Source organism: Kitasatospora sp. NPDC092039, assembly GCF_044756065.1.
Taxonomy (GTDB): Bacteria; Actinomycetota; Actinomycetes; order Streptomycetales; family Streptomycetaceae; genus Kitasatospora.
Map to the genome: position 1 here is coordinate 1 of NZ_JBIVSD010000014.1, position 24,049 is coordinate 24,049.

Genomic DNA, 24,049 nt, shown 5'->3' on the forward strand with positions numbered 1-24,049 from the left:
AGGGGGGACCCTGTGGGAGAGTAGGACGCCGCCGAACAATCATTGCTGAAGAACCCCCGTCCGGGACCCCGGATGGGGGTTCTTCGCGTTTCCGGCCCGTCCTCGTGGTGGCAAAAGCCGCTGGATCATCAGGTGCCGCCCGCCTTACGGTGGCGCGGTGAGCAACGAACCGGAAGCACCTGTCGGGCCCGTGCAGGCCTTTGAACCCCCCTACTACGCGGTGGTCTTCACCTCCGTGCGGACCCAGGACCAGAGCGGCTACGGCGAGACCAGCGCCCGCATGGAGGAGCTGGTGAAGGACATCCCCGGTTTCCTGGGGATGGACCACGCGCAGAATCCCGGCGGGCTGTCCATCACCGTCGGGTACTTCCGTGACGCCGAGGCCCTCACGGAGTGGCGGACCAACGCCGAGCACCGCGTGGCGCAGCAGCGCGGGCGAGCCGACTGGTACCAGGGCTACACGCTGCACGTGGCGAAGGTGGAGCGGAGCCACGGCTTCGTGCGGGAATAGCGCCCGCGGCACCGCCCGGCAGCGGGACAACCGCGGGACAGCCCGCGCCGGCCTCGGGTGGGACGATCCGTGAGTCTGCGAACGATCCCGATCGGTGCTTCAGGGGCGCTCAGATGCGACCTGTGCCCGGAACCCGCCGGGGATCAACTGACCAGCACGATGATGCCGAACGCCGAACCCGGCCCGGACGAGGAGCTCTCCATGAAGATCGAATCGGTGATCGCACGACAGCGTGTCGACGACCTGGAAGCGGCCGTCCCGTTCTACGAGCGGCTGACGGGCGAGACGGCGGGCCGCTTCGCCTTCGCGGGTGTCCAGCTGGCGAGTGTCGGGCCGTTCCTTCTGTACTGCGGTCCGGACGAGGCGGTGCAGCGGGTCGCCGGGGTGAGTGCCACGCTCGCCGTGGGAGATCTGGACGCCGCCGTCGCGGAGGGGGTCGCGGGCGGTGCCACCGTGGTGATGCCGGCACAGCCCACCCCCAACGGTCGGCGGGCGGTGCTGCGACACCCGCACGGGGGCGTGTACGAGTACGTCGGCCCCTGAGCCGGGAGCCGGTGCCCTCCGGGCCTCCCGTCATGCGGAGCAGGAAGTCGGACGGGCCGACTTCCTGCTCCGCCGCCGTTCACTTCTTCGGCGTGAGTGGCGTCAGCGGCGTTGCGACCCGGCTCTCCCAGGCCTGCTCCAGCGCGCGGGTGAACGTTTCGGCGGGCTGAGCGCCCGAGACGCCGAGCCGACGGTCCAGGACGAAGAACGGCACGCCCGTCGCGCCCATGGCGCTCGCCGTGGCCTCGTCCTCGCGCACCGCCTCCGCGTACGCCTCCGGGTCGGCCAGGACGGCCGCGGCCGCCTCGCCGTCCAGGCCGGCCTCGACGGCCAGCTCGACCAGCCGGCCCCCCTCGAAGGCCGACCGCTCCTCGGCGAAGTTGGCCCGGTACAGCCCGTCCAGCAGTTGCGCCTGCCGGCCGTGCTCCTCGGCGAAGTGCAGCAGGCGGTGCATGTCGAAGGAGTTCGCCGCGTCGCGGCCCTCGCGCAGGTACGGCAGCCCCTCGGCGTGCGCGTTCTCCGCGATCCGGGCCTCCGCCGCCTCGGCCTGCTCCAGGCTCATCCCGTACTTCGCGGCCAGCAGCGGCACCACCGGACGGGCCTCGTGCGGCGCCCGCGGGTCCAGTTCGAAGGAGCGGTGGACGACCTCCACCTCCTCGCGGTGCGGGAAGGCCGCCAGCGCCTGCTCGAACCGGGCCTTGCCCACGTAGCACCACGGGCAGTTGATGTCGCTCCAGATCTCCACGCGCACGGCGCCGCGCTCCTTCCAGCCTCGCGCGGACCTCCCGCGTCGACGCCTACCGGAACACCGCCGTCCACCTGGATATTTCTCTCACTGAAACATCCGGGCGAGCCGGTCGGCGGCCGCCCGCCCCAGCGCGGTTCCCACGCCTCGGGCCGGGAGGACACCGTGGGGACGGCGGCGACGGCCTCGGCGCAGTGGCCGTGCCTGCTCAGGATTCCGGCAAGGATTCGGTGAGCCCCGTACTCGGTGGACGACCGGAACAGGTCGAGGGCCCCGCCCGTCCGGCCGTCCGGATCCAGCAGCCGGGCCCCAGGCCCCGCTACAGGCAGATCCAGCAGTACAGCCGCTCGCCGGCCGCCCGCGCCCGGCGGGCGAGGGCGACCAGCTCCTCGGCCAGCGGCAGCAGATCGGACGGATCGGCGCCGTACCACTCCTCGGCCTCGGCCCACCGGGCGACGGCCTCCGGCACCCGCTCGTCGGGCACCCCGGCGAGCGCGTCGCGGGCGGTGGCGCCCAGTTCGGTGACCCACGGGCCGGTCGCCCACGGGTCGTCCTCGGCCCAGGGCCCGGACGGGGCGGGCTGCGGCGTGGTCGGCCAGACCGCCGTCTCCGACACCAGGCCGGCCCGCCACGGCTCCCCGAGGACGGCCGCCACCAGCTGGCCGAGCATGACGTCCGGATCGACGCCCTTGGCCCGCACTCCGTCGAAGGCCCCCTCGAAGGCCCCCTCGGAGGCCTCGTCGGAGGAACCGCCGGAGGGCCCGTCGAACGGAGGCAGCACGCCCTCCCCGAGCTCCAGGGCCCGGACGACCGTCGCCGCATCGGGCGCCCGGAAGTAGTCGGTCAGCACACCCATCGCGGCCACCCCACTCGTTCGCGTTCGACGTCGGGGACCAGTGAAGCAGCGGGCACCGACAGGCGGAGCGGGCCGGCCGTCGGCAGGGGACTCAGCAGGAGACGCTGCCGCCGCCGACGCTGGTGTTCAGGACGCCGACGAACTTCTTGAACAGGTTGATCCGGTCGTCCCGCTGGCCCGGGTTCTTCCCGTCGCACTCCAGCGCGCCGTTGATGCTCCGGATGGTCTCCCCGAAGCCCTTGCCGTTGACGATGGCGTCGTGCGGGGTCATCCGCCCGGCGCCGGTCTGGCTGTTCCAGAACCAGAGGGCGGTCTTCCAGGAGACGGCCGGGTCCTTCTCGACCTTGGAGGGGTCGTGCAGCAGGTCGATGCGCAGGGCGTCGCCGGCCGCCTTGTAGTTGAAGTTCCAGCTCAGCTGGAGCGGCCCGCGCCCGTAGTACGCCGCCTGCCCCGCCGGACAGCCGTACGGCTGCGAAGCGTCGCAGTAGTGCGGGTAGTTGGCGGTGTTCTGCTCCACCACGAACCGCAGGCCGCCGGTCTCGTGGCTGACGTTGGCCAGGAAGGCCGCCGCCTCCCGCCTGCGGGTGGCGTCGTCGCCGGTGGTGGTGAACTTCGGGTAGGCGCTCAGGGCGTCGACCAGGCCCCGGTAGGTGTAGAAGCCGTTCCGGCTCGGGAACATCTGGTTGAACTGGGACTCGCTGACCACGAAGGAGCCGGCGGCGGAGGCCGGGGCGGTCCGGCCGGCGACGGCGAGGGTGCTCAGGACGGCGGCGGAGGCCGCCAGCGACAGGGTGCGCGAGAGCTTCATCGATGTCCTCGATTCCGTTGACTGGATCGGAAGTCCGCTCTTGGCGCTTCGCTCGCGAAGGACCTCGGCCATCGTGGTGGCCGCCAGCCGCCGACCGCACCCCTCGGAGGTCTAAACCACCCGCACGGGTCGTATCCGATCCAAGGAGTGGACGGCCGGGCCATGGTGATCATCCGGCTGTCGGTGGCACCGGATAGCCTCGTGCGCAGCGGGGACGGGACCGCGCGGGACCACCGGGGGAGCAGGGCGAATGAGCGGTCACACCGACGACGGGGGCGACGGGCGCCTGGCCGCGCAGGGCGAGGTCGCGGTCGCCCGGCTGGCCATCGACTCGGGGGACCTGGCGCACGCCGCCGAGCACCTCGGCGACGCGATCCTCGCCGACCCCCAGCTGCCCGAACTGCACGAGGCGCTGGCCGAGTTGTGCGCCGCGGCGGGCGGCCCGGCGGCGGCCCGCGAGCTGTTCCCGCTGGACGGCCAGGTGTACCTCGGCACGGTGGCCTGCCGGGCCCACGTGGAGGCCGCCGCCGGGGACTGGGACGCCGCCGTCGGCCTGCTCGCCTCCGCCGTCCAGTACGAGCCGGCCCGCCCCTGGGCGCACGCCGCCTGGCTCGCCCGCGAGGACCTGCCCGGCCTGGTCGACCCGGACGCCGTCGCCCAGGCGGTCGCCCGCGCGACCGGTGCGCTGCCCGACCCGCTCCCGGCCGGACTCGCCGAAGCCGTGCGGCCGTTGCACGACTTCGCGCAGGCGGTGCTGGCCCGCCACGCCGACCACGTGCTGCTGCTGGCGATGGCCTCGGGCCTGACCCGCCGGCTCGGTGACACCGCCCGCGCCGTCGAACTCGCCGAGCGGGCCCACCGGTTGGCCCCCGGCTACCTGCCCGCCGTGATGCTCGGAAACGCCCTGCGCTCGGCCGGCCGGCCGGAGCGGGCGCTCGCCGTCTGGGAGGCCGAGCTGGAGCGGGCCGCTCCGGACCGCGACGACTCCAGCGGCTACCTCGCCGTCGACGTCGCCGAGCTGTACGGCGCGCTCGGCCGCCCCGCCGAAGGCCTGCCGTGGCTGGACCGGGTGCTCGCCGCCGAGCCCGACCACCCCAAGGCCGGCCCGGCCCGGTACGGGCTGCGGCACGCCCTCGACGGGGACCCGGCCCACCTCCTCGGCCTGGCCGACCACCACCGCGCCAACCCCGAGCACGGGTACGCCCAGGAGCTGCTGGAGCGGCTGAGCCGCCGGGAGCCCTGGCTCGGCCTGGTCGCCGGTGCCACCGAGGCCACCGTCAACGTGTTGCACCAGGTGCTCGCCGAGCCCGGCGCCACCCGCGACACCGAGATCGACTGCACCGCCTCCACCCTGGAGCCGCCCAGCTCGGTGCTGGCCGTCCGGCTCGCGCTGCCGCGCGCCACCGTCGGCTACCAGGCCGTCGGCGAGCCCGACCCCCGGCTGCCGCTGACCGAGCCCACCACCCGGATCTGGGCCTGGGACGGCACCGCCCCGCGCCCGGCCGTCGCCCCGCCCGCACCGCGGAGCGCCGAACTCGTCCGGGCCACCGCCGAGGTCTTCTGGCCGACCGTCCCCGCCGCCTACGACCACGCCGTGCGGCTGGCCGGGCTGCCGCTGGACGACCTGCTCGGCGTCCTGGTCCATCCGCCGATGCCGCGCGAGGACGAACTCGGCCGCGCCCTGCTCGCCCACCAGCCCGAACTCTGGGTGCGGGCCGTCCAGGTCTTCGCCTGCCTCGGCATCGCCCACCACCGCACCGACCAGCCCTGGGAGGGCTCCGAGCGCCGCCGGGTGCTGCGCGACCTGCTGCTCGGGCCGGAGGACTGGGTGGTCGAGGCGGCCGGCTTCGCGCTGGTCGCGATCGGCTGGACCGAGCCGCGGACCCGGGCGGACGTCGCTGCCCTGCTCCAGCAGCGGCTGCACCACGACGCCCGGGCCCGCCGCACCCGGGTGGTGACCATCCTGCGCTCGCTGTCCGCGCTGGTGCTCGCCGCGCCCTGGATGTCCGACGAGGACCGCGCGCTCGCCCGGCGCCTGACGGCCCGGGAGGACGCCGCCGACGCGGGGGCGGCGGCGCAACCGGCGGCGCAACCGGCGGCCCAACCGGCGGCGCAACCGGCGGGGGCGGAACCGGCGACGGCGGAGGCCGACCGGGCGGCGGAGCGTGCGGCGGGGGCGAAGGGGGCGGGAGTGGGGGAGGAGCCCCGCCCCGGCCGCCTGCGCCGCCTCTTCGGGCGGGGCTGAGGCCGCCCGGCTTCAACCCACCCCCGGCAGCGGATCCTGGTCCACGTCGAACCGCGCGACCCGCTCCGCCGGGTCCCGGCACTCCGGCCCCAGCCGCAGCATCCGGGACTCCGGATCGTGCAGCGGCCGGTGGCACCGGCGGCAGGTCACCCGCGGCCGGAGGGTCCGCGCGATGTCCGTACCGGGGAGCGGTTCGGGTCCGGTCGCGCTGTGCGAACCCGCCGGGCTGGACGGATCGGTCGGGCTGGTCATGGTCAGACGGTAGCCGCCCGCACCGTCAAGGCCCGCTGCCGGTGCGTGGCACGATGGCCCCATGGCCACCGACCGCAGCAGCGCAGGAGATCCGGCACGCACCCTCGCCCTGCTCTGGGGGCTCACCGCCGAGGAGAAGCCCGGTCGGCGCGGCCCCCGGCAGGCCCGCTCGACCGGCGAGATCGCCGCCACCGCGATCGCCCTCGCCGACGCCGAGGGCGTGGACGCCGTCACCATGCGCCGGGTCGCGCAGGAGCTGGGGCTCTCCCCGATGGCGCTCTACACCTACGTGCCCGGCAAGGCCGAGCTGCTCGACCTGATGCTGGACACCGTCTACGCCACGATGCCCCGCAGCACCCCCGCCGACGAGGGCTGGCGCGCCCGGGTCACCGCCGTCGCCGACGACAACCGCGCGCTGCACCGCGCCCACCCGTGGGTGGCCGCCGTCTCCACCAGCCGCCCGCCGCTCGGGCCCGGGCTGATGGCCAAGTACGAGTACGAGCTGCGCGCCTTCGAGGGCACCGGCCTGTCCGACGTCGACCTGGACGCCGGGCTGACCCACCTGCTCGGCTTCGTCCAGACCTGCGCCCGGATGGCCGCCGACGAGCGCGCCGCCCGGCAGGACAGCGCGATGACCGACGAGCAGTGGTGGGCCGCCAACGCCGAACTGCTCGCCCGGGTCTTCGACCCCGAGCGCTACCCGGTCGCCGCCCGGGTCGGTGCCGCGGCCGGGGAGGCGCACGGCGGCGCGTACAGCCCGGACCACGCCTACGCCTTCGGCCTGGCCCGGGTCCTGGACGGGCTCGAAGCCCTCATCGCGGAGCGGTAGCGCGCCCGTCGTACTCCTGGCGGGCCGTCTCGACCTCGGGCACCCGCCGCTCCGACCAGTGCGCCAGCGCGGCGACCAGCTCCGCCGCCTCCCGCCCCAGCGGGGTGAGGCTGTAGTCGACCCGCGGCGGGATCACCGGGTGCGCCTCGCGCAGCACGAAGCCGTCCCGCTCCAGCGTCTGGAGGGTCTGGGCGAGCATCTTCTCACTGACCCCGGTGACCCGGCGGCGCAGTTCGCTGAACCGGTAGCCGCGCTCGTTCAGCGCGCCCAGCACCAGCACGCCCCAGCGGCTGGTGACGTGCTCCAGCACGCCCCGGGACGGGCACATCCGGTCGAACACGTCGGCGGGCGGCGGCCCGCCCGCCTTCAACTCGCTTACCTTCATGTCAGTACCCTACTTTGAAGTGCGTACTTTCGAAAGGTTAGTGCCGCCCGTAGGGTGAGTTTCGAGGTCAGAACCCCGGAGCAACCCCTGAGGAGCACACCATGTACGTCGTCACCGGTGCCACCGGCCAGCTCGGCCGTCTCGTCGTCGAGGGCCTGCTGGCCCAGGTCCCCGCGAGCGAGGTGGCCGTCGCCGTCCGCTCCGCCGAGAAGGCCGCCGACCTGGCCGCGCGCGGCGTGGCCGTCCGCGTTGTCGACTACGACCGGCCGGAGACCCTGGCCGGCGCCTTCGCCGAGGGCGACCGGGTGCTGCTGATCTCCGGCAGCGAGGTCGGCCGCCGGATCCCGCAGCACCGGGCCGTGGTGGAGGCCGCCAAGGCCGCCGGGGTCGCGCTGCTCACCTACACCAGCGCTCCCGGCGCGGCCACCTTCCGGCTGGCCGACGAGCACCGGGCGACCGAGGAGCTGATCCTCTCCTCCGGCCTGACGTACGCGTTCCTGCGCAACGGCTGGTACACCGAGAACTACCTGGGCGACGCGGCCGGCACGGTGGCGCGCGGCACGGTGCTCGGCAGCGCCGGCGAGGGCCGGATCGCCACCGCCCCGCGCCGGGACTACGCGGCCGCGGCGGTCGCCGTCCTGGTCGGCGAGGGGCACGGCAACACGGTGTACGAGCTGAGCGGCGACGCCGCCTGGAGCCTGCCGGAGCTGGCCGCCGAGCTGGCGAAGGCCTCCGGCAAGCCGGTCGGGCACCGGGACGTCACCCCGGCCGAGCACCTGGACGCGCTGGTCGGCGCGGGCCTGCCGCAGGGCTTCGCCGAGGCCCTGGTGGACGTGGACGCGGGCATCGCGCGCGGCGAGCTGGCCGGCACCCCCGGCGACCTGGCCCGGCTGATCGGCCGTCCGACCGTCCCGCTGGCCGAGTCCGTCCGCGAGGCCCTGAACGCCTGAGCCGCCACGGCCCACGGGGCTCCCGAGCCGCCACGGGCCCGGGAGCCCGAGCCGTCACCGCGGCCCCCCTGGGTGCCCGGAACGCCGCAGCTCCGGGCACCCGGGGGCCGCGGAAGGTCCAGCATGCAAACGGTGTCATGACCAAAATGCGGAAACGGAGATGACAGCCACCCCTCCCGCCGGTTACCGTCACCTGGACACACGCGCGCGGGAGGGCACTCGGCCATGGCGGACACAGACCAGCAGGACAACGGCCGGGGCCTCTGGTACGGCGTCGCCGCGTACGGCATCTGGGGCCTCTTCCCGCTGTTCTGGCCCCTGCTGGAACCGGGTGCCGCCGACGACATCCTGGCCAACCGGATGGTCTGGTCCCTGGTCGCGGTCGTCCTGCTGCTGATCGCCCAGCGGCACTGGGGCTGGATACGCCCGCTGCTGCGCCAGCCCCGCCGGCTCGCCATGCTGGCCGGCGCGGCCACCGTGATCTCGGTCAACTGGGGCGTCTACATCTGGGCCGTCAACGCCGGCCACGTCGTCGAGACCAGCCTCGGCTACTTCATCAACCCGCTGGTCACCATCGGCTTCGGCGTCCTGGTGCTCAAGGAGCGGCTGCGCAACGCGCAGTGGACGGCGGTCGGCATCGGCGCCGCCGCCGTCGCGGTGCTGACCGTCGCGTACGGGCAGCTGCCCTGGATCGCGCTCACCCTGGCGCTCTCCTTCGCCACCTACGGCCTGCTGAAGAAGCAGGTCGGGCTGAGCGGGCTGGAGAGCCTGGCGGCCGAGAGCGCCTTCATGTTCCCGTTCGCCCTCGGCTACCTGGTCTACCTGGAGGTCTCCGGGCGCGGCACCTTCGGGCACACGGTGGCCGGCTCGTACGGCTGGGGGCACTCCGGGCTGCTGATGCTCAGCGGGGTGATCACCGCGGTCCCGCTGCTGTTCTTCGGCGCGGCCGCCGTCCGGGTGCCGCTGACCGTGCTCGGGCTGCTGCAGTACCTGGCGCCGGTGTTCCAGTTCCTGATCGGCGTCGCGGTGTTCCACGAGTCCATGCCGCCCGCCCGCTGGGCCGGCTTCGCCCTGGTCTGGGCCGCGCTCGCGCTGCTCACCTGGGACGCGCTGCGCCAGGTGCGGGCCGACCGCGCGGTGCGGGCGGCGGCGGTGGCGCCGCAGCCCGCACCGGCGGAGCCGGCCGTCACGCGCTGATGTCCCGGCTGGTGAAGCGGGACCACGCAGCCGAGCCGAACACCGCGACGTAGGCGGCCTGGAGGCCGAGGTCCTTCAGCACGCCGTCCCAGTACATCGGTGCCCGCAGCAGGTCCGCGAAGCTCAGCCAGTAGTGGGAGAACAGGAACGGGCTGACGGCGTCCAGCTGCGGGAAGGCGTCCAGGATCTGGACGGTGACCACCAGCCCGACGGTGGCGGCCATCGCCGCGATGCCGCTGCCGGTGAGGGTGGAGACGAACAGCCCGATCGCCACCAGCCCGGCCAGTGAGGCCGCGACCACCAGGGCCACCAGCAGTGCGCGCAGCAGCGCGTCGCCGAGCCCGATGGTGTCCCCGGAGATCAGGGTGACCCGGCCGAGCGGGAAGAGCGCGGCGCCGGCGGCCAGCGCCGTCACCGCGACCGCCGCCGTCGCGGCCAGGCAGAACACCAGTCCGGCGGTGAACTTGGCGGCCAGCAGCCTGGTCCGGCCGGCGGGGGCGACCAGCAGGTAGCGCAGCGTGCCGGTGGCCGCCTCGCCCGCCACCGAGTCCCCGGCGACCACGCCGACGGTCATCGGCAGGAAGACCGGCAGCGCCACCGCGAGCGCGGTGAAGACCAGGAAGAGCCCGTTCTGGGTGGTCTGCGCGATGAAGCTCGGACCGCCGCCGCCCTCGTGCGGACTGTCCGTGTTGAGCTTGACCACCACCCCGATCAGGATCGGCAGCACCGCCAGGATGCCCAGCAGCACCTTGGTGCGCATCCGGCGGAAGGTCAGGTGCAGCTCGCTGCGGAACAGCGCCAGGAACCCGGCCGCCGTCTGCGGCCGCCGACCGGTGCCGACCGGCGGCGTCGCGGCCAGTACCTCGGCCGGTGACTCGGTCCGCGCCTCAGCCCGCGACATCGAAGCCCTCCCCGGTCAGCGCCACGAAGGCGTCCTCCAACGTGCCCCGCTCCAGCCCGAACCCGTGCACCCGCACCCCGGCCTCGACCAGCGCCGCGCACAGCCTGGGCAGCGCCTCCTCGTCCAGCACGCCCGGCTCGCCGTCCACCCGGCCGTCGCCGGGCACCAGCGCGGTGACCCGGTGGGCCGCCAGCACCTCCGCGGCCCGCGCCACGTCCGGAGTGCGGACCACCAGCCGGCCCTGGGCCCGGGCGGCCAGCTCGGCGACGGTGCCCTGCACCACCAGCCGGCCCCGGGACATCACCGCGGCGTGGGTGCAGACCTGCTCGATCTCGTCCAGCAGGTGCGAGGAGAGGAACACCGTGGTGCCCTCCGCCGCGACCTCCCGGACCAGGGTCCGGATCTCCCGCATGCCCTGCGGGTCCAGCCCGTTGGTCGGCTCGTCCAGCACCAGCAGCTCGCGCGGCTGGAGCAGCGCGGAGGCCAGGCCCAGCCGCTGCTTCATGCCCAGCGAGTACGCGCGGGCCTTCTTGCCCGCCGCGGCGCTCAGGCCGACCCGCTCCAGCGCCGCCTCGACCCGCTTCCGACGGGTGCGCGGGTCGGCGGTCGGGTCGGCGGCGTCGAAGCGCACCAGGTTGTCCCGTCCGGAGAGGAAGCCGTACAGGGCCGGACCCTCGATCAGCGCGCCCACCCGGGGCAGCACCGTGGCGACGGACTGCGGCATCGACTCGCCGAGCACGGTGGCCGCGCCGGAGGTGGGGGCGATCAGGCCCATCAGCATCCGGATGGTGGTGGTCTTGCCGGAGCCGTTGGGGCCCAGGAAGCCGAAGACGGAGCCGCGCGGCACGGCCAGGTCCAGGCCGTCCACGGCGAGCTGGCCGCCGCGGAAGCGCTTGGTCAGGCCGCGGGTCCGGATGACGTCGTCGGTGCCGGGACCGGGCGGGCCGGCGGCACCCCGGGAGGCGGGCGAGGCGGCGTCCTGGGGCGAGGGGGCGGCGGAGGAGGCGGATGGAACGGGCGCGGGGGCCGGGCGCGACGCGGCGCCCGTACCCCCGGCCGACTCCGTAACGTCCCCCGTTACGGGAGCCTTGGTCATCCGTCAGTTCACCCCGGCGGCGTGCTGGAGGACCGGCAGGGTCACCGCACCGGCCAGGACCCGGCCGTCGTCGGTGAGCAGGACGTTGAGCACCTTGGTGCTCACCAGGGTGCCGCCGGCGACCGGCTTGCCGAGCGACTTCACCATCGCCCGCGGGTCCACCGACCGCCCCGACCGGTCCCCGTGCCCGCGGCCCTCGCCGTCGCCCTTCGGCGCCCCGTCCACCGCGCCGGGCAGCTTGGTGGAGACGACCGTCGTCCAGCCCTCGCCGATCACGTTGACGCCCTCGGCCGCCTCGGCGCCCCGGTGCTCCCGGGCCCCGCCCGGCGCGCCCCCGGCCACGTCCCCCGCCTTCTGCTCCGTCACCTTGGCACCCTTGGGGGCGGTGAAGTCGAAGGTCCGGTCGGCCGGCTTGGCGAAGGACACCTGGGTGAAGCGGACGTTCAGCACGGTGCTGCCGTCCACGGACTTCACCGCCACCGACAGCGGCACCCCGTTCTCGGCGGCGACCGCGATCCGGACCTCGGCGAGGGTCGAACCGGACTGGGTGGGCTTCACGCTCAGCTGGTAGGCGTTCTGCCCGGCCACCTTGGCCGTCCCGGCGACGGTCACCGAGGTGGTGCCGGCGCTCCCGGCCAGGAACTGCCGGGCGGCCTCCTGCGGGCTGGTCGGCAGCTCGGACAGCGGCGTCCCGGCGTGCTGCCGCTCGCCGGCGGCCCGACCGGTCATGTGCACCGCGCTGTTGGACGAGCTGTCCCAGGCCCAGGCCTGGTCGCCGTTGCGGACCAGGGTGTAGCCGGCCATGTTCTCCAGCACGTCCACCCGCTGGCGGTCCGGACCGTCCACCGCGATCCGCAGCGTCTGGTCCCCGCCGAGCAGGCCGAGCAGCTTGGACTGCGGGTCCGCGGCGGAGCCCGCGCCGCCCTTGCCGCCGGCCGCCGCGCCGAGGCCGCCGGCCGTGCCGAGCAGCTGGCCGGGCACCCCGAGGTCGGTGCTGATCGAGACCGTCCCGGACAGCGTCTGCGCCTCGGAGCCGAGCACCTTGGCGACCAGCTGCTCCGCGGACAGCGCCGGGAGGTCGGGCGCGCCGTCGGCGGCCAGCGCCGGGACCAGGCCCACCCCCGCGGCGATCACCGCGACCACCGCCACCGGCACCCCGGCGCGCATCAGGACGCGCCGCCGGGAGCGGTACGGCACACCGCCGTCCAGATCGTCCCCCGCCGTCTTCTCATTGGTCATGGCGTCCTCAACTCCTCCGCGAACACGTCCGATTGGCCTTGCCCCTCCATTAGAGGCCGCCGCGCCGCCGCCGTCATCGCCCTGTGGGGGCAGATCGGGTGACCTTCTTGGGTACGCCGACCCTGAGACGGTCTCAGGGTCGGCCCCTCCGCGGGCCCCACCGCTGGCGTAGGGTCGCGCCATGGACGGAACCGCCACGGACGCCAGCACCCCGCCGACCGCCAACGCGATGCGCCGCGCCCTGCGCCGCGCCCGGGACGGCGTCGCCCTCGACGTCACCGAGGCCGCCGTGCTGCTCCAGGCCAGAGGCGAGGACCTGCTGGACCTCTGTGCCGGTGCCGCCCGGGTCCGGGACGCGGGCCTCGAAGCGGCGGGCCGACCCGGCGTCATCACCTACTCCAAGAGCGTCTTCATCCCGCTCACCCGGCTCTGCCGCGACAAGTGCCACTACTGCACCTTCGCCACCGTCCCCGGCAGGCTGCGCCGGGAGGGGCACGGGATGTACATGTCCCCGGACGAGGTGCTGGAGGTGGCCCGCCGGGGCGCCGAACTCGGCTGCAAGGAAGCCCTGATCACGCTCGGCGACAAGCCCGAGGACCGCTGGCCCGAGGCCCGCGAGTGGCTCGACGCGCACGGCTACGACGACACCATCGCCTACGTGCGCGCCATGTCGATCCGCATCCTGGAGGAGACCGGCCTGCTGCCGCACCTCAACCCCGGGGTGCTGGGCTGGACGGACTTCCAGCGGCTCAAGCCGGTCTCCGCCTCGATGGGCATGATGCTGGAGACCACCGCCACCCGGCTGTGGAGCGAGCCCGGCGGCCCGCACTTCGGCTCCCCGGACAAGGAGCCGGCCGTCCGGCTGCGGGTGCTGGAGGACGCCGGGCGCAGCTCCGTCCCGTTCACCAGCGGCCTGCTGATCGGCATCGGCGAGACCTACCAGGAACGCGCCGAGTCGCTGTTCGCGCTGCGCAGGGTCTCGCGCGCCTACCACGGCGTCCAGGAACTGATCCTGCAGAACTTCCGGGCCAAGCCGGACACCGCGATGCGCGGCATGCCGGACGCCGAACTGGACGAGCTGGTGGCCACGGTGGCGGTGGCCCGGCACCTGATGGGCCCGGCCGCCTGCCTCCAGGCCCCGCCGAACCTGGTGGACGGCGAGTACGAGCGGCTGATCGCGGCCGGCATCGACGACTGGGGCGGGGTCTCCCCGCTCACCCCGGACCACGTCAACCCCGAGCGCCCCTGGCCGCAGATCGAGCGGCTGGCCGAGCGCTCCGCCGCGGCCGGCTTCGAACTGCGCGAACGCCTCGCCGTCTACCCCGAGTACGTGCGCCGCGGCGAGCCCTGGCTGGACCCGCGGGTGCTGCCGCACGTCCGCGCGCTGGCCGACCCGGCCACCGGCCTGGCGAACCCGGACGCGGTGGTCCGCGGCCTGCCCTGGCAGGAGCCCGAGGACCTGCCGGAGTCGTACGGGCGCACCGACCTGCACACCGCCGTCGACACCGAGGGCCGCACCGGCGACCGCCGGGCCGACTTCGAGGACGTGTACGGGGACTGGGAGGTGCTGCGCGAGCAGGTGCTCGCCAAGGGCGCCCCCGAGCGACTGGCCGGGGACCTCCGGGAGGCCCTGGCGGTGGCCGCCGACGACCCGGCGGGACTGACCGACGACCAGGCGCTGGCCCTCTTCCACGCGGACGGCCCGGCCCTGGACGCGCTGTGCCGGATCGCCGACGACGTCCGCCGGGACGCGGTCGGGGACGACGTCACCTACTGCGTCACCCGGAACATCAACTTCACCAACGTCTGCTACACCGGCTGCCGCTTCTGCGCCTTCGCCCAGCGCCGCACCGACGCCGACGCCTACACCCTCTCCCTGGAGCAGGTCGCCGACCGGGCCGCGCAGGCCTGGGAGGTGGGCGCCACCGAGGTCTGCATGCAGGGCGGCATCCACCCGGACCTGCCCGGCACCGCCTACTTCGACATCGCCCGCGCGGTGAAGGAGCGGGTGCCCGGCATCCACGTGCACGCCTTCTCGCCGATGGAGGTGGTCAACGGGGCGACCCGCACCGGGCTGTCGATCCGGGACTGGCTCCAGCGGGCCAAGGAGTCGGGCCTGGACACCATCCCGGGCACCGCCGCCGAGATCCTGGACGACGAGGTCCGCTGGGTGCTCACCAAGGGCAAGCTGCCGGCCGCGACCTGGGTCGAGGTGGTGACCACCGCGCACGAGCTGGGCATCCGCTCCTCGTCCACGATGATGTACGGGCACGTGGACACCCCGAAGCACTGGCTGGGCCACCTGCGGCTGCTCGCCGGGATCCAGCAACGCACGGGCGGCTTCACCGAGTTCGTCACGCTGCCGTTCATCCACACCAACGCCCCGGTCTACCTGGCCGGCATCGCCCGGCCCGGTCCGACCGCCCGGGACAACCGCGCGGTGGTCGCGATGGCCCGGCTGCTGCTGCACCCGCACATCCCCAACATCCAGACCAGCTGGGTCAAGCTGGGCGCCGAGGGCGCGGCCGAGATGCTCCGCTCGGGCGCCAACGACCTCGGCGGCACGCTGATGGAGGAGACCATCTCGCGGATGGCCGGTTCGGCGTACGGCAGTTACAAGTCGGTGCGCGACCTCCAGGCGATCGCCGAGGCGGCGGGCCGGCCGCACCGGCAGCGCACCACCACCTACGGCGAGGTGCCGGCCGAGCGGCGGGCGGCGGCGCTGGCCTCGGACGGGCACCTGCCGGAGCTGCTGCCGGTGCTGGACTGAGACCCGGGGCGTCCCGGCCGCCGCCCGTACGGCGGCCGGGACGGGGGCGCACTCACGGGGACCGGGACGGGGGCGCCGAACTCCGGGGGACGGGACCGATTCGATCGGCTCTTCGAATACAGTGCGAGGGCGCGCGCCCGGCCGAGCGTCGCGCGGCCCCCACACCCGAGGAAAGGCGCCCCGTCGTGATGCCACTGTGGTCACGCGCCCAGCAGCAGGACTACCGCAGCCGGGTGCGGGGCTGTCTGCTCGGCGGTGCCATCGGCGACGCGCTCGGTGCCGGCGTCGAGTTCGAGTCGCTGGAGAAGATCCGGGCCCAGCACGGCCCCCAGGGCGTCACCGGCTACGTCCCCGCGTACGGGCGCACCGGCGCCGTCACCGACGACACCCAGCTCAGCCTGTTCACCGTCGACGGGCTGATCCGCGCCCACATCCGCCGGGACACCGGCAGCTGGCACCCGCCCACCGACCTGCACCTGGCCTACCTGCGCTGGGCCGCCACCCAGCGCGACTGGGGCCCGGACGAGCGCCGCCCCGACCTCGGCTGGCTCGGCCGCGAGGAGTGGCTGTACGCCCAGCGCGCCCCCGGGCAGGGCTGCCTGTCCGGCCTCGGCGGGGCCGACGCCGAGCGGCTCGGCACCCTGGAGGCCCCCAAGAACCCGCACTCCAAGGCCTGCGGCACGGTGGTGCGGGCGGCGCCCTTCGGGCTGCTCACCACCTGGGAGCCGGGCCTGGTGTTCCAGCTCGCGGTGGAGTGCTCGGTGCTCACCCACGGCCACCCCACCGGCTACCTCGCGGCGGGCGCGTTCGCGGTGATCGTCCAGTCCGTCGCCCGCGGCGGCACCCTGGAGGAGGGCGTCCACCTCGCGCTCGCCCTGCTCTCCGAGCGGCCGGCGCACGAGGAGACCACCGCGGCGCTGCGGGCCGCCCTGGACGCGGTGCGGGCCGGCGAGCCGTCCGCGGACCGGGTCGAGGCGCTGGGGGAGGGCTGGGTGGCCGAGGAGGCGCTGGCGATCGGGGTCTACTGCGCCCTGGTCGCGCACGACGTGCGCTCGGGCCTGCTGCTCGCCGTCAACCACTCCGGGGACAGCGACTCCACCGGCGCGATCTGCGGCAACCTGCTCGGGGCGCTGCACGGGGACACCGCCCTGCCGCCGGGCCTGCTGGCCGGGCTCGAAGGGCGCGGGGCGATCCTCGAACTCGCCGACGACTTCGTGCTGGAGCTGGTGCACGGCACCGAACTGCACGACCGGCGGACCGCGGAGGGCGTCAACTGGGCCGCCCGCTACCCGGTGACGGGCTGATCCGGGGCCCTCGGAGCCCTCGGAGCCGATCCGCAGCGCCCGGAAAGCCGAGTTGCCCGTAGCGCCGGCCGCCGCCGAGGGGGCGACGGACACCGCTACGGGCAACTGGTCCGGGTACGGAACCGGGTGGGTCGGTCAGCCGGGGAGCTCGCCGAAGGCGCCGCCCGCCGCGGCCGAGGCGAAGGCGTTCCAGGCCTCGGTCGAGAAGCGCAGCTGGGGTCCGCGGGGGTCCTTGGAGTCCCGGACGGCGACCTCCCCCGCGCCTGGGGCGGCTATCTCCACACAGGCGCCTTGGCCGCCGCTGTGACTGCTCTTGCGCCAACGGGTTCCGTACTCGGACGGGGTGATCATTCGTGGAATTCCTTCTCGATGTCTGCTATCAGCGACCGGCTCTCCGCGACACCGAGCGCGGCCGCCCTCAGGTAGTCGTACAGACCGGTATAGCGGCGCACGTCCGCCTCCTTCTCCAGGTAGAGATCGCTCGTCACACCTTCGAAGTAGACAACCGTGGAATCGGCTGACTCGGGGAACTCCAGCAGCGAGAATGTCCCGGTCATGCCGGGATGGGCACCGTGCGAGAACGGGATCACCTGGATGGTGATGTTCGGGCGCTGGCTGAGCTCCAGCATCTGCCGCAGCTGCCGGGCCATCACGGCCTTGCTGCCGACCTCGCGGCGCAGCACCGCCTCGTCTATGACGGTCCACAGGCTGCCCAGCTGGTTCTCGCCGTGGATGCGCTCCTGGCGCTTCATCCGGACCTGCACCCGGCGCTGCACGGCGACCGCGTCGGTGTCCGGCTGGGTGCCCTCGACCACGGCCTGGGCGTAGTGCTCGGTCTGCAGCAGACCGGGGACGAAGGAGGACTCGTACGCGCGGATCGAGGAGGCCTCGGCCTCCAGCCCGATGTAGACGCTGTACGGGGTCGGCATGTCGTTGAAGTCGTGCCACCAGCCGCGCTGGCGGGACTCCTTGGCCATCTCCATCAGGCTGGCGCGCAGCTGGTCGTCGGGCACCTTGTAGACGTCGCAGAGGTCGCGCACGTCGCGCTGGCTGATGCTGCGGCGGCCGTTCTCCAGTCGACTGATCTTCGACTGGGAGACCATCAGCCGGCCGGCGACCTCCTCGGCCGTCATACCCAGGCCCTCGCGGAGCTTGCGCAGCTCCGAACCCAGGCGTCGGCGGCGCACGGTGGGATTGACGTTGGCGGACACTTCGACCTCCGGCCGGACCTCTGGTGCTCGTTGGAACTGCAGTCCTCGGAACACTTCGGACATTGGGACCAACCCCCCTGACTTGGAGCAGCATGTCACCTCGGGCCAGCTCGGCGCCGGGGATTCACAGCAGCGCGGTAGAACAGATCATCGGAAAAGTGCTTCCGCGAGACAGCGAAAGATCCCAGGTGGTAATGCGGCTCGGCGACTCGGACAGGTACTGCGCAAGCCGCCCCCGGACCGGCCCGCACCTGCCCCGGCACGTGCGGGGGCGGGCGGTTGCCGGGCGTCCGGGGACGGCGAAGGGGCGGTCGCCGGGCGACTCGCGTCGCGGGGCGACCGCCCCTCGGTGCTGGTGGTGCTGCCGGTGGTGCCGGCGGAGCGTCCGGAGCGGTGGTGCCGACGGTGTTCCCGGCACCGGTACCACCGGTCGTGCGTCGGGTCGCTCAGCGCCCTCGGGCGGTGCGAGCGGGGCGGCGTGCGCCGCCGGGTGCGCGGCCGGTGGTGTCGGGCGCCGTGGTGGCTGCCCGCCGGGCCGTGCGGACCGCCCCGGCCGGGGCGGTCCTCCCCGCCTCCGCGCTCCCGGAGGCCTCCGTCCCGAAGGCCTCCGCGGTCCTCCCGGTCTCCCGGGTCAGCGGACGCCGACCCGGGAGGCGGGGACCCGCCCGCCCGAGCCCCGGCCCGCCGTACGGGCGCCGGGGCGGCCGGCAGCGGCCCCGGAACCCTGGGAAGAACGGTTCTGCTGTGCGGGCAGGCCGTTCTGCACGTCCATCACGGCGTGCGCGACCATCCCGCCCAGCGGGTCGTACCGGATCAGGTCGCGCAGCCTCGACCGCGAGGAACGGCCCTCGTTGCCCGGGTACAGGTGCTTGCCCAGCCCGACCGAGTGGGCGAGCGCGGCGAGCGCGGCCGTCCGCGGGTCCGGCGGGACACCGGTGCGGATCGCGGTGTCCAGCCGCTGCTTGATCGCGGCGTTGGTGCAGTCGTCGGACGCCTGGTACCGGGTCGTCGGCAGCACCCCGCACACCTGGCCCGGCACGGCCGTGACCATGCCGCAGCGTTCCAGGTGCGCCAGGTAGGTCTGCCGCAGCCCCAGCCGGGGCCCGCCGATCCAGTGCGCCGCGCGGACCGGGCTGCCGCGTCGGCGCAGCAGTTCCAGTGCGTGGTCAAGGGTCGGGTCACCGGTCGGTCGTGCGAGCACGACGGCGATCCGGTCTCCCTCCGGTACGATCCGTCCGGCCAGGGACAGCTCGACGAGCTGCGCCCCGGCGAGTCCGAGGTCGAGGGTCTGCGGCTGCGCCGTGGTACCCGTGGTCGGGTCCAAAGCGAGCAGCAAGAGTTCCTCGGGAACAGTTCTGCGGCTCTTGCCCATCCAAGCCTCCCCGCGTGGATGAGAGACAGGGTGACGCCTCTCACACGGGCTTGTCGAGTACGCCTCCGAATCGTGACCTTGCGGTGAAGGCGCGGAACCGGCGGCGGCGGGCCTTGCGTCTGACCGGTGAACAGACCGCGGCGCGACCGGGCGACGACAATAAGCGCCGGTCGGGCGGGGTGTGCGCGGCCGGAACGGCCGCCGGTGGCGGAGACTGTACAGGTACACGGGCGGGGCGTCGGCTTCCCGAAATCGGGTTCGCCGGTGCCCCGCGGGGCGTTGAGGAGGCTGGGATACGTGGGCGAGTCCCCCGACAGGGTGCTGAGGGACGGCGACGAGCGGCAGCGGGACCGCGAGCGCGAACGGACCGGTGCGGCGGCCGGCGCCGCCGAGCCGACCGAGGGCGGCTCCGGCCCGGAGGCTGACGGTCCGTCAGTCGCGGCCGCTGCCGGGGCGACCGCCGGGACCACCTCCGACACCTCCTCGGACAGCCCCGCGGAGTCCTCCGGCGAGGCGGCTCCGAAGGCGTCCGCCGACGCTCCGGGGGCGGCGCCCAAGGGCGGCTCGACCGTGCAGCTCCGTGTCCGGGATGTGGACAGCCGGACGACGATGCTGCGGCTGCCGGTGGACAGCAAGACCACCGCGCTGCGGCTGCCCGACGAGCTGTTGAAGGGCGCCGGCAACGAGAGTTCCGAAGGTGGGGACGGAGAGAAGGAGTCCTCGCCGGAGGCGGCGGAGGTGACCGAGCCCGCCGGGCGTCCGGTCGCCGCCGACCCGCGTCTCGCCATGCGGACGGACGCCGTAGTAGCGGACAAGGCCGGTGAACAGACCGGGGAGAAGGCCGGGGAGGAGGCGGCGGAGCCGTCCGGGGAGACCGGCTCCGAGGGCGCGGCCGCACCTGCCGGGAAGCCGGCCGCCGAAGCCGCCGACAAGGCTGCCAAGGCCGACAAGGCGGACCAGGGCGAGAAGTCCGAGAAGACCTCGGAGCCCGAGCCGACCGGCAAGGCCGGCCCGACCGATGCGGCCGGCCCGACCGATGAGGCCGAGGACGCCGGAGCCGGGGACCACCCGAAGGACGCCGGGGGCGCCGACGACACCGGCGCCGACACCGGCGCCGACGACGCGCCCGCCAAGGGTGCCGTGACCCTCGCACTGACCAGGAACGGGCAGCCCGGTCAGCCGTCGGGTCAGGCCGAGAAACTGGAGAAGCCCGCGCCACTACGCGCCTCCGGCTCCTCCGCGGCCTCCGCCGGCGGCGCCCGCCCGGCCGGCCCCGCGCCGGAGCCGAAGTCCGAGCCGGAGCCGAAGTCCGAGCCGGCCCCCGGTCCGGCGCCGCTGCCGAAGCCGGCCCCCGCGCCCGCCCCCGTACCCGGCCCGAAGCCGCTGCCGGTGCCGCCGGTCCCGCCGCTGCCCAAGCCGGAGCCGCTGCCCGCCCCCGAGCCGCTGCCGTCGCCGGAGACCACCGCCGAGGCGATGGAGGTCCTGGCCTCCCTCAACGCCCGCCCGGTCTCGCCGCTGCAGCGCGCGTTCAAGCGGGTGACCATCTGGACGGTCTTCTTCGCCGTGGTGCTCGGCGCGCTCGCGGTGGCCCAGTTGCTGCGCCCGCTGCCGGACCCCAAGACGAAGATGACCGCCGTCGGCAGCTACAGCTTCTCCGGCGACGCGCTCGACCTCGCCTGGCCGGCCAAGGGCCAGTCCGCGGCCGAGGTGGTCGGTGTCGGCAGCCTCGGCAGCTCGGGCCCGGAGACGCCGGCCTCGATCGCCAGCGTCACCAAGGTGATGAACGCCTACCTGATCCTCCAGAAGTTCCCCCTGAAGAAGGGGGAGAGCGGCCCGAAGATCATCGTCGACAAGCAGGCCGCGCAGGAGTCCGGCAACGCCGACGAGTCCCGGGTGACGCTCACCGAGGGCCAGGTGCTCACCGAGTACCAGGCGCTGGAGCTGCTGATGCTGCCCTCGGCCAACAACGTGGCCCGGCTGCTCGCCCGCTACCACTCCGGCTCCGAGGACGCCTTCGTCAAGGCGATGAACGACACCGCGGCCAAGTTCGGCATGGCCAACACCATCTACGCTGACCCGGCGGGCTTCAACCAGGAGACCAAGTCCACCGCCAAGGACCAGCTGAAGCTGGCCGAGCAGGTCATGCAGGACGAGATCTTCCGGCAGATCGTCTCCACCTCGGAGACCAACTTCAACAACGTGAAGATCCCCAACACCAACAACCTGATCAACCCGAAGACCGGCGTCATCGGCGTCAAGACCGGTTCCAGCACCCCGGCCGGCGGCTGCCTGATGTGGGCCGCGTACAAGGAGATCGGCGGCGTGAAGCGGCTGATCCTCGGCGTCACCCTGGGCCAGCAGGCCACCTCGCCCAACCCGGGCGACGGCATCCTGCCGACCGTGCTGAAGGTCAGCGGCAAGCAGATCCAGGCGGCGCAGAACGGCTTGACCGGCCAGACCGTGGTGAAGAAGGGCGACGTCGTCGGATCGGTCGAGGACGGGCTCGGCGGCAAGGTCCCGCTCGTCGCGACCAAGGACCTGGTGGTGGCGGGCTTCCCCGGCGTTGCCGGCACGATCACCCTGGACACCTCGAAGATCGGCCACACCGAGCAGGCCGGCAAGGAGGTCGGCGTGCTGCGGGTGGGCGCGGGCGCGGACAAGCTGGAGGTCCCGGTGGCGCTCCAGTCGGACCTGAACCCGCCGTCCATCCAGTCCCGACTGCTGCGCACCCTGTGAGGCGCTGAGGCGCTGAACCGCCCGGGCACCGAGGCGTCGAGGCGCTGACGCGCCGAGCCGTCGAACAGGAGGAGCCGTCGAGCACAGGAGGAAGGGGAGCCGGTCCGCACCGGTTCCCCTTCCTCCGTTTGCGCCAGGCCTAGACGTCCCGGTCGAGCAGCGCGAGGGTGAGCCCGCCGAGCGGCGTCACCCGGTCCGGGGCGCCGTACCGGGCGCGGAGCGCCTGCGCCTGGTCCGCCGGCATCGTGCCCAGCGGGTCCGCGGTGTCGCCGAGGACCACCAGCCAGACCCGGGAGCCCCCGCCCAGGCAGTCCTCCGGCCGCGGGCAGGCGGTCGGCGAGAGCTCCTCGGCGTCGTCGGCGCTCCGCGCGACGAAGACCGGGTAGGGGCGCACGTCCGAGGGCAGGTAGTAGCTGACGCCGGGCCAGGCCATCGCCCAGGACTGGTCGCCCAGCGGGGCCGCCAGCCCGTCCCCGGCGCGGTAGCCGGCCGAGATCTCCCGGGCCACCGCCTTGAACGGCTCCTCCGAGCCGTTGTGCGAGCCCGGGTACCGCACCGCGCGCTGCTCCGGCAGCGCCGCCACGGCCGGTACCGCGAGCAGCCCGACGGCCAGCAGCCCGGCCGCCGCGACGGCCCCGCGGGTGGCCCGGCCGCGTCGCCGGGCCAGGGCCGCCACCGCGCCGTACACCGCCCCGGCGCCGCCGCCGGCCAGCACCGCCCAGGCGGGCACCGTGAACAGCAGGTACCGGCCGAGGAAGTACGAGGTGTCGCTCAGCCGGGACACCAGCCAGACGCCCACCACCGGCAGCTCCGCCAGCAGCAGCGCCTGCCAGGCCTGGATCCGCCGACCGGGTAGCGCCAGCGCCAGGAGCGCCAGCGGGAGGAAGGCGTAGAAGACGGTTTCCGAGCCGAACAGCCGCTCGCCGAAGTAGGCGAGACCGCGCATCGAGGGGGTCGGTATCCAGCCCAGCTGGCGGTCCGACTGCCGGCTGCCCAGCAGTACCACCGGCAGCCCCGGCAGCGCCGCCACCGCGACCGCCAGCGGGTACTGCCACAGCAGCCGCCGGTCCGCCGCCGGACGGGTGCGCCACAGGTGCAGCGCCAGGAGCGCCACCTGCCCGGCGACCGTGCTGAAGGAGACCAGGTGCCCGGCACCGGCCAGCGCCATGGCCACGCAGTACGGCGCCCAGCGCCGCCAGGTCGGCCGCTCCAGCGCCCGCAGCAGGAAGTACGAGGCCGCCGCGATCGCACAGGTCACCAGCGCGTAGGAGCGCGCCTCCTGGGCGTAGCGGGGGATCTCCGGCGGCACCGCGAGCAGCAGTCCGGCGCTGACCGCCGCCACCCGGTTGGCGAACAGCCGCTGGGCGGTGAGCGCCACCAGCGCCGCCGCCCCGGCCATCGCCAGCACGGAGGGTATTCGCAACGAGACCGCCGAGTCGCCGAACACCGTCGTCCAGCCGTGCATCAGCAGGTAGTACGCGCCGTTGCTGGCGTCGACGTGCTGGAGCAGGCGCAGCAGGTCGCCCAGCGAGCGGGTGGCCACCGTCCAGGTCGCGATCTCGTCCCGCCACAGGTCCGGCGTCCCCAGCCGGTACCCGCCCACCGCCAGCATGACCGCCGCGGGCCACACCCAGACCTGCCCCAACAACCGGCCCACCGGGTGCACAGCAGGTCTCATCGGGCCTTCGTCTCCTTAGCGCGGCGTGCCGGGGCGGATCCCACCCTGCCCGGCAGGCTACTTGACCCGCCCTGACACCCCGTCGGCCGCCCGTGCCCCCCTCCGTCACCCCGCGCCCCACGCCCGATCCGGTACGCTGTGAACGGCCTGGGAGCACCCGGGCCGCGCCTCAGTAGCTCAGGGGATAGAGCACGGCTCTCCTAAAGCCGGTGTCGCAGGTTCGATTCCTGTCTGGGGCACAACGAACACGCAGGTCACAGGCCCTCCGCCCGCACCGGGCGGGAGGGCCTGCGGCATTTCCGGGGCCGCCGCGGCCCGCCGGTGCGACCGGCGTCGGGGGTGGTGTACCTCCCGAGGAGGAGACGGCGGGGGCGGCCGTCCGCCCACGGAGTGATCATGGAGCGGACCTCGTGCTGACGGG

Annotated in this window: 21 protein-coding genes and 1 tRNA gene; 10 read left to right on the forward strand and 12 right to left on the reverse strand. The window is 74.3% G+C overall.

Annotated elements, in window-relative coordinates:
- The first annotated feature begins 157 nt into the window (after positions 1-157).
- Together ACIQI7_RS25445 and ACIQI7_RS25450 are read left to right on the forward strand one after the other, a co-directional pair.
- Positions 158-511: an antibiotic biosynthesis monooxygenase family protein gene (locus tag ACIQI7_RS25445; protein ID WP_401113625.1), complete on the forward strand. Its 354-nt coding sequence runs from the start codon at positions 158-160 to the stop codon at positions 509-511.
- A 201-nt stretch (positions 512-712) separates the two neighbouring features.
- Positions 713-1,054: a VOC family protein gene (locus tag ACIQI7_RS25450; RefSeq protein ID WP_401113628.1), complete on the forward strand. Its 342-nt coding sequence runs from the start codon at positions 713-715 to the stop codon at positions 1,052-1,054.
- 79 nt (positions 1,055-1,133) lie between these two features.
- On the opposite strand, the gene ACIQI7_RS25455 is transcribed toward ACIQI7_RS25450, so the two are convergent.
- The 3 genes from ACIQI7_RS25455 to ACIQI7_RS25465 all read right to left on the reverse strand — a co-directional run bounded on the left by ACIQI7_RS25455 (position 1,134) and on the right by ACIQI7_RS25465 (position 3,463).
- The gene (locus tag ACIQI7_RS25455; protein WP_401113631.1) at positions 1,134-1,805 is read right to left on the reverse strand and encodes a DsbA family oxidoreductase; all 672 of its coding nucleotides are present in this window, start codon (positions 1,803-1,805) and stop codon (positions 1,134-1,136) included.
- Between the two features lie 313 nt (positions 1,806-2,118).
- On the reverse strand, positions 2,119-2,655 hold the full coding sequence (locus tag ACIQI7_RS25460; RefSeq protein ID WP_401113633.1) for a hypothetical protein: 537 nt from the start codon (positions 2,653-2,655) through the stop codon (positions 2,119-2,121).
- Between the two features lie 91 nt (positions 2,656-2,746).
- Positions 2,747-3,463, reverse strand: a complete 717-nt coding sequence (locus ACIQI7_RS25465) for a chitinase (protein ID WP_401113636.1) — start codon at positions 3,461-3,463, stop codon at positions 2,747-2,749.
- 250 nt (positions 3,464-3,713) lie between these two features.
- On the opposite strand from ACIQI7_RS25465, the gene ACIQI7_RS25470 reads away from it, so the two are divergent.
- Positions 3,714-5,708 carry a hypothetical protein gene (locus ACIQI7_RS25470; RefSeq protein ID WP_401113638.1) on the forward strand — a complete coding sequence of 665 codons (1,995 nt, stop codon included), beginning with the start codon at positions 3,714-3,716 and terminating at the stop codon, positions 5,706-5,708.
- A 12-nt stretch (positions 5,709-5,720) separates the two neighbouring features.
- Here the strand turns inward: ACIQI7_RS25470 and ACIQI7_RS25475 are convergent, their stop codons facing one another.
- Positions 5,721-5,960: a DUF6011 domain-containing protein gene (locus ACIQI7_RS25475; RefSeq protein WP_401113641.1), complete on the reverse strand. Its 240-nt coding sequence runs from the start codon at positions 5,958-5,960 to the stop codon at positions 5,721-5,723.
- 61 nt (positions 5,961-6,021) lie between these two features.
- Here ACIQI7_RS25475 and ACIQI7_RS25480 point away from each other — a divergent pair, with 61 nt between their 5' ends.
- Positions 6,022-6,789 (forward strand): TetR/AcrR family transcriptional regulator, encoded by a 768-nt coding sequence (locus ACIQI7_RS25480; protein ID WP_387749346.1) that lies wholly within the window; start codon positions 6,022-6,024, stop codon positions 6,787-6,789.
- Here the strand turns inward: ACIQI7_RS25480 and ACIQI7_RS25485 are convergent.
- A complete protein-coding gene (locus ACIQI7_RS25485; protein WP_387749349.1) occupies positions 6,773-7,174 on the reverse strand; it encodes a winged helix-turn-helix transcriptional regulator in 402 nt (133 codons plus the stop codon). The two genes, ACIQI7_RS25480 and ACIQI7_RS25485, sit on opposite strands and share 17 nt — an antisense overlap.
- 101 nt (positions 7,175-7,275) lie before the next feature.
- On the opposite strand from ACIQI7_RS25485, the gene ACIQI7_RS25490 reads away from it, so the two are divergent.
- Both ACIQI7_RS25490 and rarD read left to right on the forward strand, forming a co-directional pair.
- Complete coding sequence (locus ACIQI7_RS25490) at positions 7,276-8,124, forward strand: SDR family oxidoreductase (protein ID WP_401113645.1); 849 nt, start codon at positions 7,276-7,278, stop codon at positions 8,122-8,124.
- A 225-nt stretch (positions 8,125-8,349) separates the two neighbouring features.
- Positions 8,350-9,321 (forward strand): EamA family transporter RarD, encoded by a 972-nt coding sequence (gene rarD / locus ACIQI7_RS25495; RefSeq protein WP_401113648.1) that lies wholly within the window; start codon positions 8,350-8,352, stop codon positions 9,319-9,321.
- Here rarD and ACIQI7_RS25500 read toward each other — a convergent pair.
- Genes ACIQI7_RS25500 through ACIQI7_RS25510 form a run of 3 tightly spaced genes read right to left on the reverse strand, consistent with a single transcriptional unit; the run spans position 9,311 to position 12,557 of the window.
- Positions 9,311-10,222, reverse strand: a complete 912-nt coding sequence (locus tag ACIQI7_RS25500) for an ABC transporter permease (RefSeq protein WP_401113651.1) — start codon at positions 10,220-10,222, stop codon at positions 9,311-9,313. The two genes, rarD and ACIQI7_RS25500, sit on opposite strands and share 11 nt — an antisense overlap.
- Complete coding sequence (locus tag ACIQI7_RS25505) at positions 10,209-11,318, reverse strand: ABC transporter ATP-binding protein (protein WP_401113654.1); 1,110 nt, start codon at positions 11,316-11,318, stop codon at positions 10,209-10,211. The genes ACIQI7_RS25500 and ACIQI7_RS25505 overlap by 14 nt, the downstream gene beginning before the upstream one ends.
- A gap of 3 nt (positions 11,319-11,321) precedes the next feature.
- Positions 11,322-12,557 (reverse strand): outer membrane lipoprotein carrier protein LolA, encoded by a 1,236-nt coding sequence (locus tag ACIQI7_RS25510; RefSeq protein WP_401113657.1) that lies wholly within the window; start codon positions 12,555-12,557, stop codon positions 11,322-11,324.
- 181 nt (positions 12,558-12,738) lie between these two features.
- Between ACIQI7_RS25510 and ACIQI7_RS25515 the strand changes: the two genes are divergently transcribed.
- Both ACIQI7_RS25515 and ACIQI7_RS25520 read left to right on the forward strand, forming a co-directional pair.
- Positions 12,739-15,327 (forward strand): bifunctional FO biosynthesis protein CofGH, encoded by a 2,589-nt coding sequence (locus tag ACIQI7_RS25515; RefSeq protein ID WP_401113659.1) that lies wholly within the window; start codon positions 12,739-12,741, stop codon positions 15,325-15,327.
- A gap of 188 nt (positions 15,328-15,515) precedes the next feature.
- The gene (locus ACIQI7_RS25520) at positions 15,516-16,631 is read left to right on the forward strand and encodes an ADP-ribosylglycohydrolase family protein (protein WP_401113662.1); all 1,116 of its coding nucleotides are present in this window, start codon (positions 15,516-15,518) and stop codon (positions 16,629-16,631) included.
- 135 nt (positions 16,632-16,766) lie between these two features.
- Here ACIQI7_RS25520 and ACIQI7_RS25525 read toward each other — a convergent pair whose 3' ends face one another.
- From ACIQI7_RS25525 to ACIQI7_RS25535, 3 genes are all read right to left on the reverse strand, one after another.
- The gene (locus ACIQI7_RS25525; RefSeq protein WP_387749371.1) at positions 16,767-16,982 is read right to left on the reverse strand and encodes a DUF397 domain-containing protein; all 216 of its coding nucleotides are present in this window, start codon (positions 16,980-16,982) and stop codon (positions 16,767-16,769) included.
- Positions 16,979-17,842, reverse strand: coding sequence for a helix-turn-helix transcriptional regulator (locus ACIQI7_RS25530; RefSeq protein ID WP_359826969.1), 864 nt, complete (start codon positions 17,840-17,842; stop codon positions 16,979-16,981). Before ACIQI7_RS25530 ends, ACIQI7_RS25525 begins: the two co-directional genes overlap by 4 nt.
- 631 nt (positions 17,843-18,473) lie before the next feature.
- Positions 18,474-19,214, reverse strand: a complete 741-nt coding sequence (locus ACIQI7_RS25535; RefSeq protein WP_355268249.1) for a GPP34 family phosphoprotein — start codon at positions 19,212-19,214, stop codon at positions 18,474-18,476.
- 297 nt (positions 19,215-19,511) lie between these two features.
- Here ACIQI7_RS25535 and ACIQI7_RS25540 point away from each other — a divergent pair, with 297 nt between their 5' ends.
- On the forward strand, positions 19,512-21,950 hold the full coding sequence (locus tag ACIQI7_RS25540; protein ID WP_401113667.1) for a D-alanyl-D-alanine carboxypeptidase: 2,439 nt from the start codon (positions 19,512-19,514) through the stop codon (positions 21,948-21,950).
- Positions 21,951-22,089: 139 nt separating this feature from the next.
- Here ACIQI7_RS25540 and ACIQI7_RS25545 read toward each other — a convergent pair whose 3' ends face one another.
- Positions 22,090-23,628, reverse strand: coding sequence for a glycosyltransferase family 39 protein (locus tag ACIQI7_RS25545; RefSeq protein ID WP_401113669.1), 1,539 nt, complete (start codon positions 23,626-23,628; stop codon positions 22,090-22,092).
- Positions 23,629-23,794: 166 nt separating this feature from the next.
- Between ACIQI7_RS25545 and ACIQI7_RS25550 the strand changes: the two genes are divergently transcribed.
- Positions 23,795-23,867: transfer RNA gene (locus ACIQI7_RS25550), tRNA-Arg, on the forward strand.
- Positions 23,868-24,049: the final 182 nt, after the last annotated feature.

Bases quoted from the DNA above. Each gene is read 5' to 3' on its own strand.
- ACIQI7_RS25460 (WP_401113633.1), bottom strand. From the start codon at position 2,655: ATGGGTGTGCTGACCGACTACTTCCGGGCGCCCGATGCGGCGACGGTC.
- ACIQI7_RS25465 (WP_401113636.1), bottom strand. From the start codon at position 3,463: ATGAAGCTCTCGCGCACCCTGTCGCTGGCGGCCTCCGCCGCCGTCCTG.
- ACIQI7_RS25520 (WP_401113662.1), top strand. From the start codon at position 15,516: ATGCCACTGTGGTCACGCGCCCAGCAGCAGGACTACCGCAGCCGGGTG.
- ACIQI7_RS25535 (WP_355268249.1), bottom strand. From the start codon at position 19,214: ATGGGCAAGAGCCGCAGAACTGTTCCCGAGGAACTCTTGCTGCTCGCT.
- rarD (WP_401113648.1), top strand. From the start codon at position 8,350: ATGGCGGACACAGACCAGCAGGACAACGGCCGGGGCCTCTGGTACGGC.
- ACIQI7_RS25505 (WP_401113654.1), bottom strand. From the start codon at position 11,318: ATGACCAAGGCTCCCGTAACGGGGGACGTTACGGAGTCGGCCGGGGGT.
- ACIQI7_RS25470 (WP_401113638.1), top strand. From the start codon at position 3,714: ATGAGCGGTCACACCGACGACGGGGGCGACGGGCGCCTGGCCGCGCAG.
- ACIQI7_RS25525 (WP_387749371.1), bottom strand. From the start codon at position 16,982: ATGATCACCCCGTCCGAGTACGGAACCCGTTGGCGCAAGAGCAGTCAC.
- ACIQI7_RS25545 (WP_401113669.1), bottom strand. From the start codon at position 23,628: ATGAGACCTGCTGTGCACCCGGTGGGCCGGTTGTTGGGGCAGGTCTGG.
- ACIQI7_RS25450 (WP_401113628.1), top strand. From the start codon at position 713: ATGAAGATCGAATCGGTGATCGCACGACAGCGTGTCGACGACCTGGAA.
- ACIQI7_RS25475 (WP_401113641.1), bottom strand. From the start codon at position 5,960: ATGACCAGCCCGACCGATCCGTCCAGCCCGGCGGGTTCGCACAGCGCG.
- ACIQI7_RS25485 (WP_387749349.1), bottom strand. From the start codon at position 7,174: ATGAAGGTAAGCGAGTTGAAGGCGGGCGGGCCGCCGCCCGCCGACGTG.
- ACIQI7_RS25500 (WP_401113651.1), bottom strand. From the start codon at position 10,222: ATGTCGCGGGCTGAGGCGCGGACCGAGTCACCGGCCGAGGTACTGGCC.
- ACIQI7_RS25490 (WP_401113645.1), top strand. From the start codon at position 7,276: ATGTACGTCGTCACCGGTGCCACCGGCCAGCTCGGCCGTCTCGTCGTC.
- ACIQI7_RS25480 (WP_387749346.1), top strand. From the start codon at position 6,022: ATGGCCACCGACCGCAGCAGCGCAGGAGATCCGGCACGCACCCTCGCC.
- ACIQI7_RS25515 (WP_401113659.1), top strand. From the start codon at position 12,739: ATGGACGGAACCGCCACGGACGCCAGCACCCCGCCGACCGCCAACGCG.
- ACIQI7_RS25510 (WP_401113657.1), bottom strand. From the start codon at position 12,557: ATGACCAATGAGAAGACGGCGGGGGACGATCTGGACGGCGGTGTGCCG.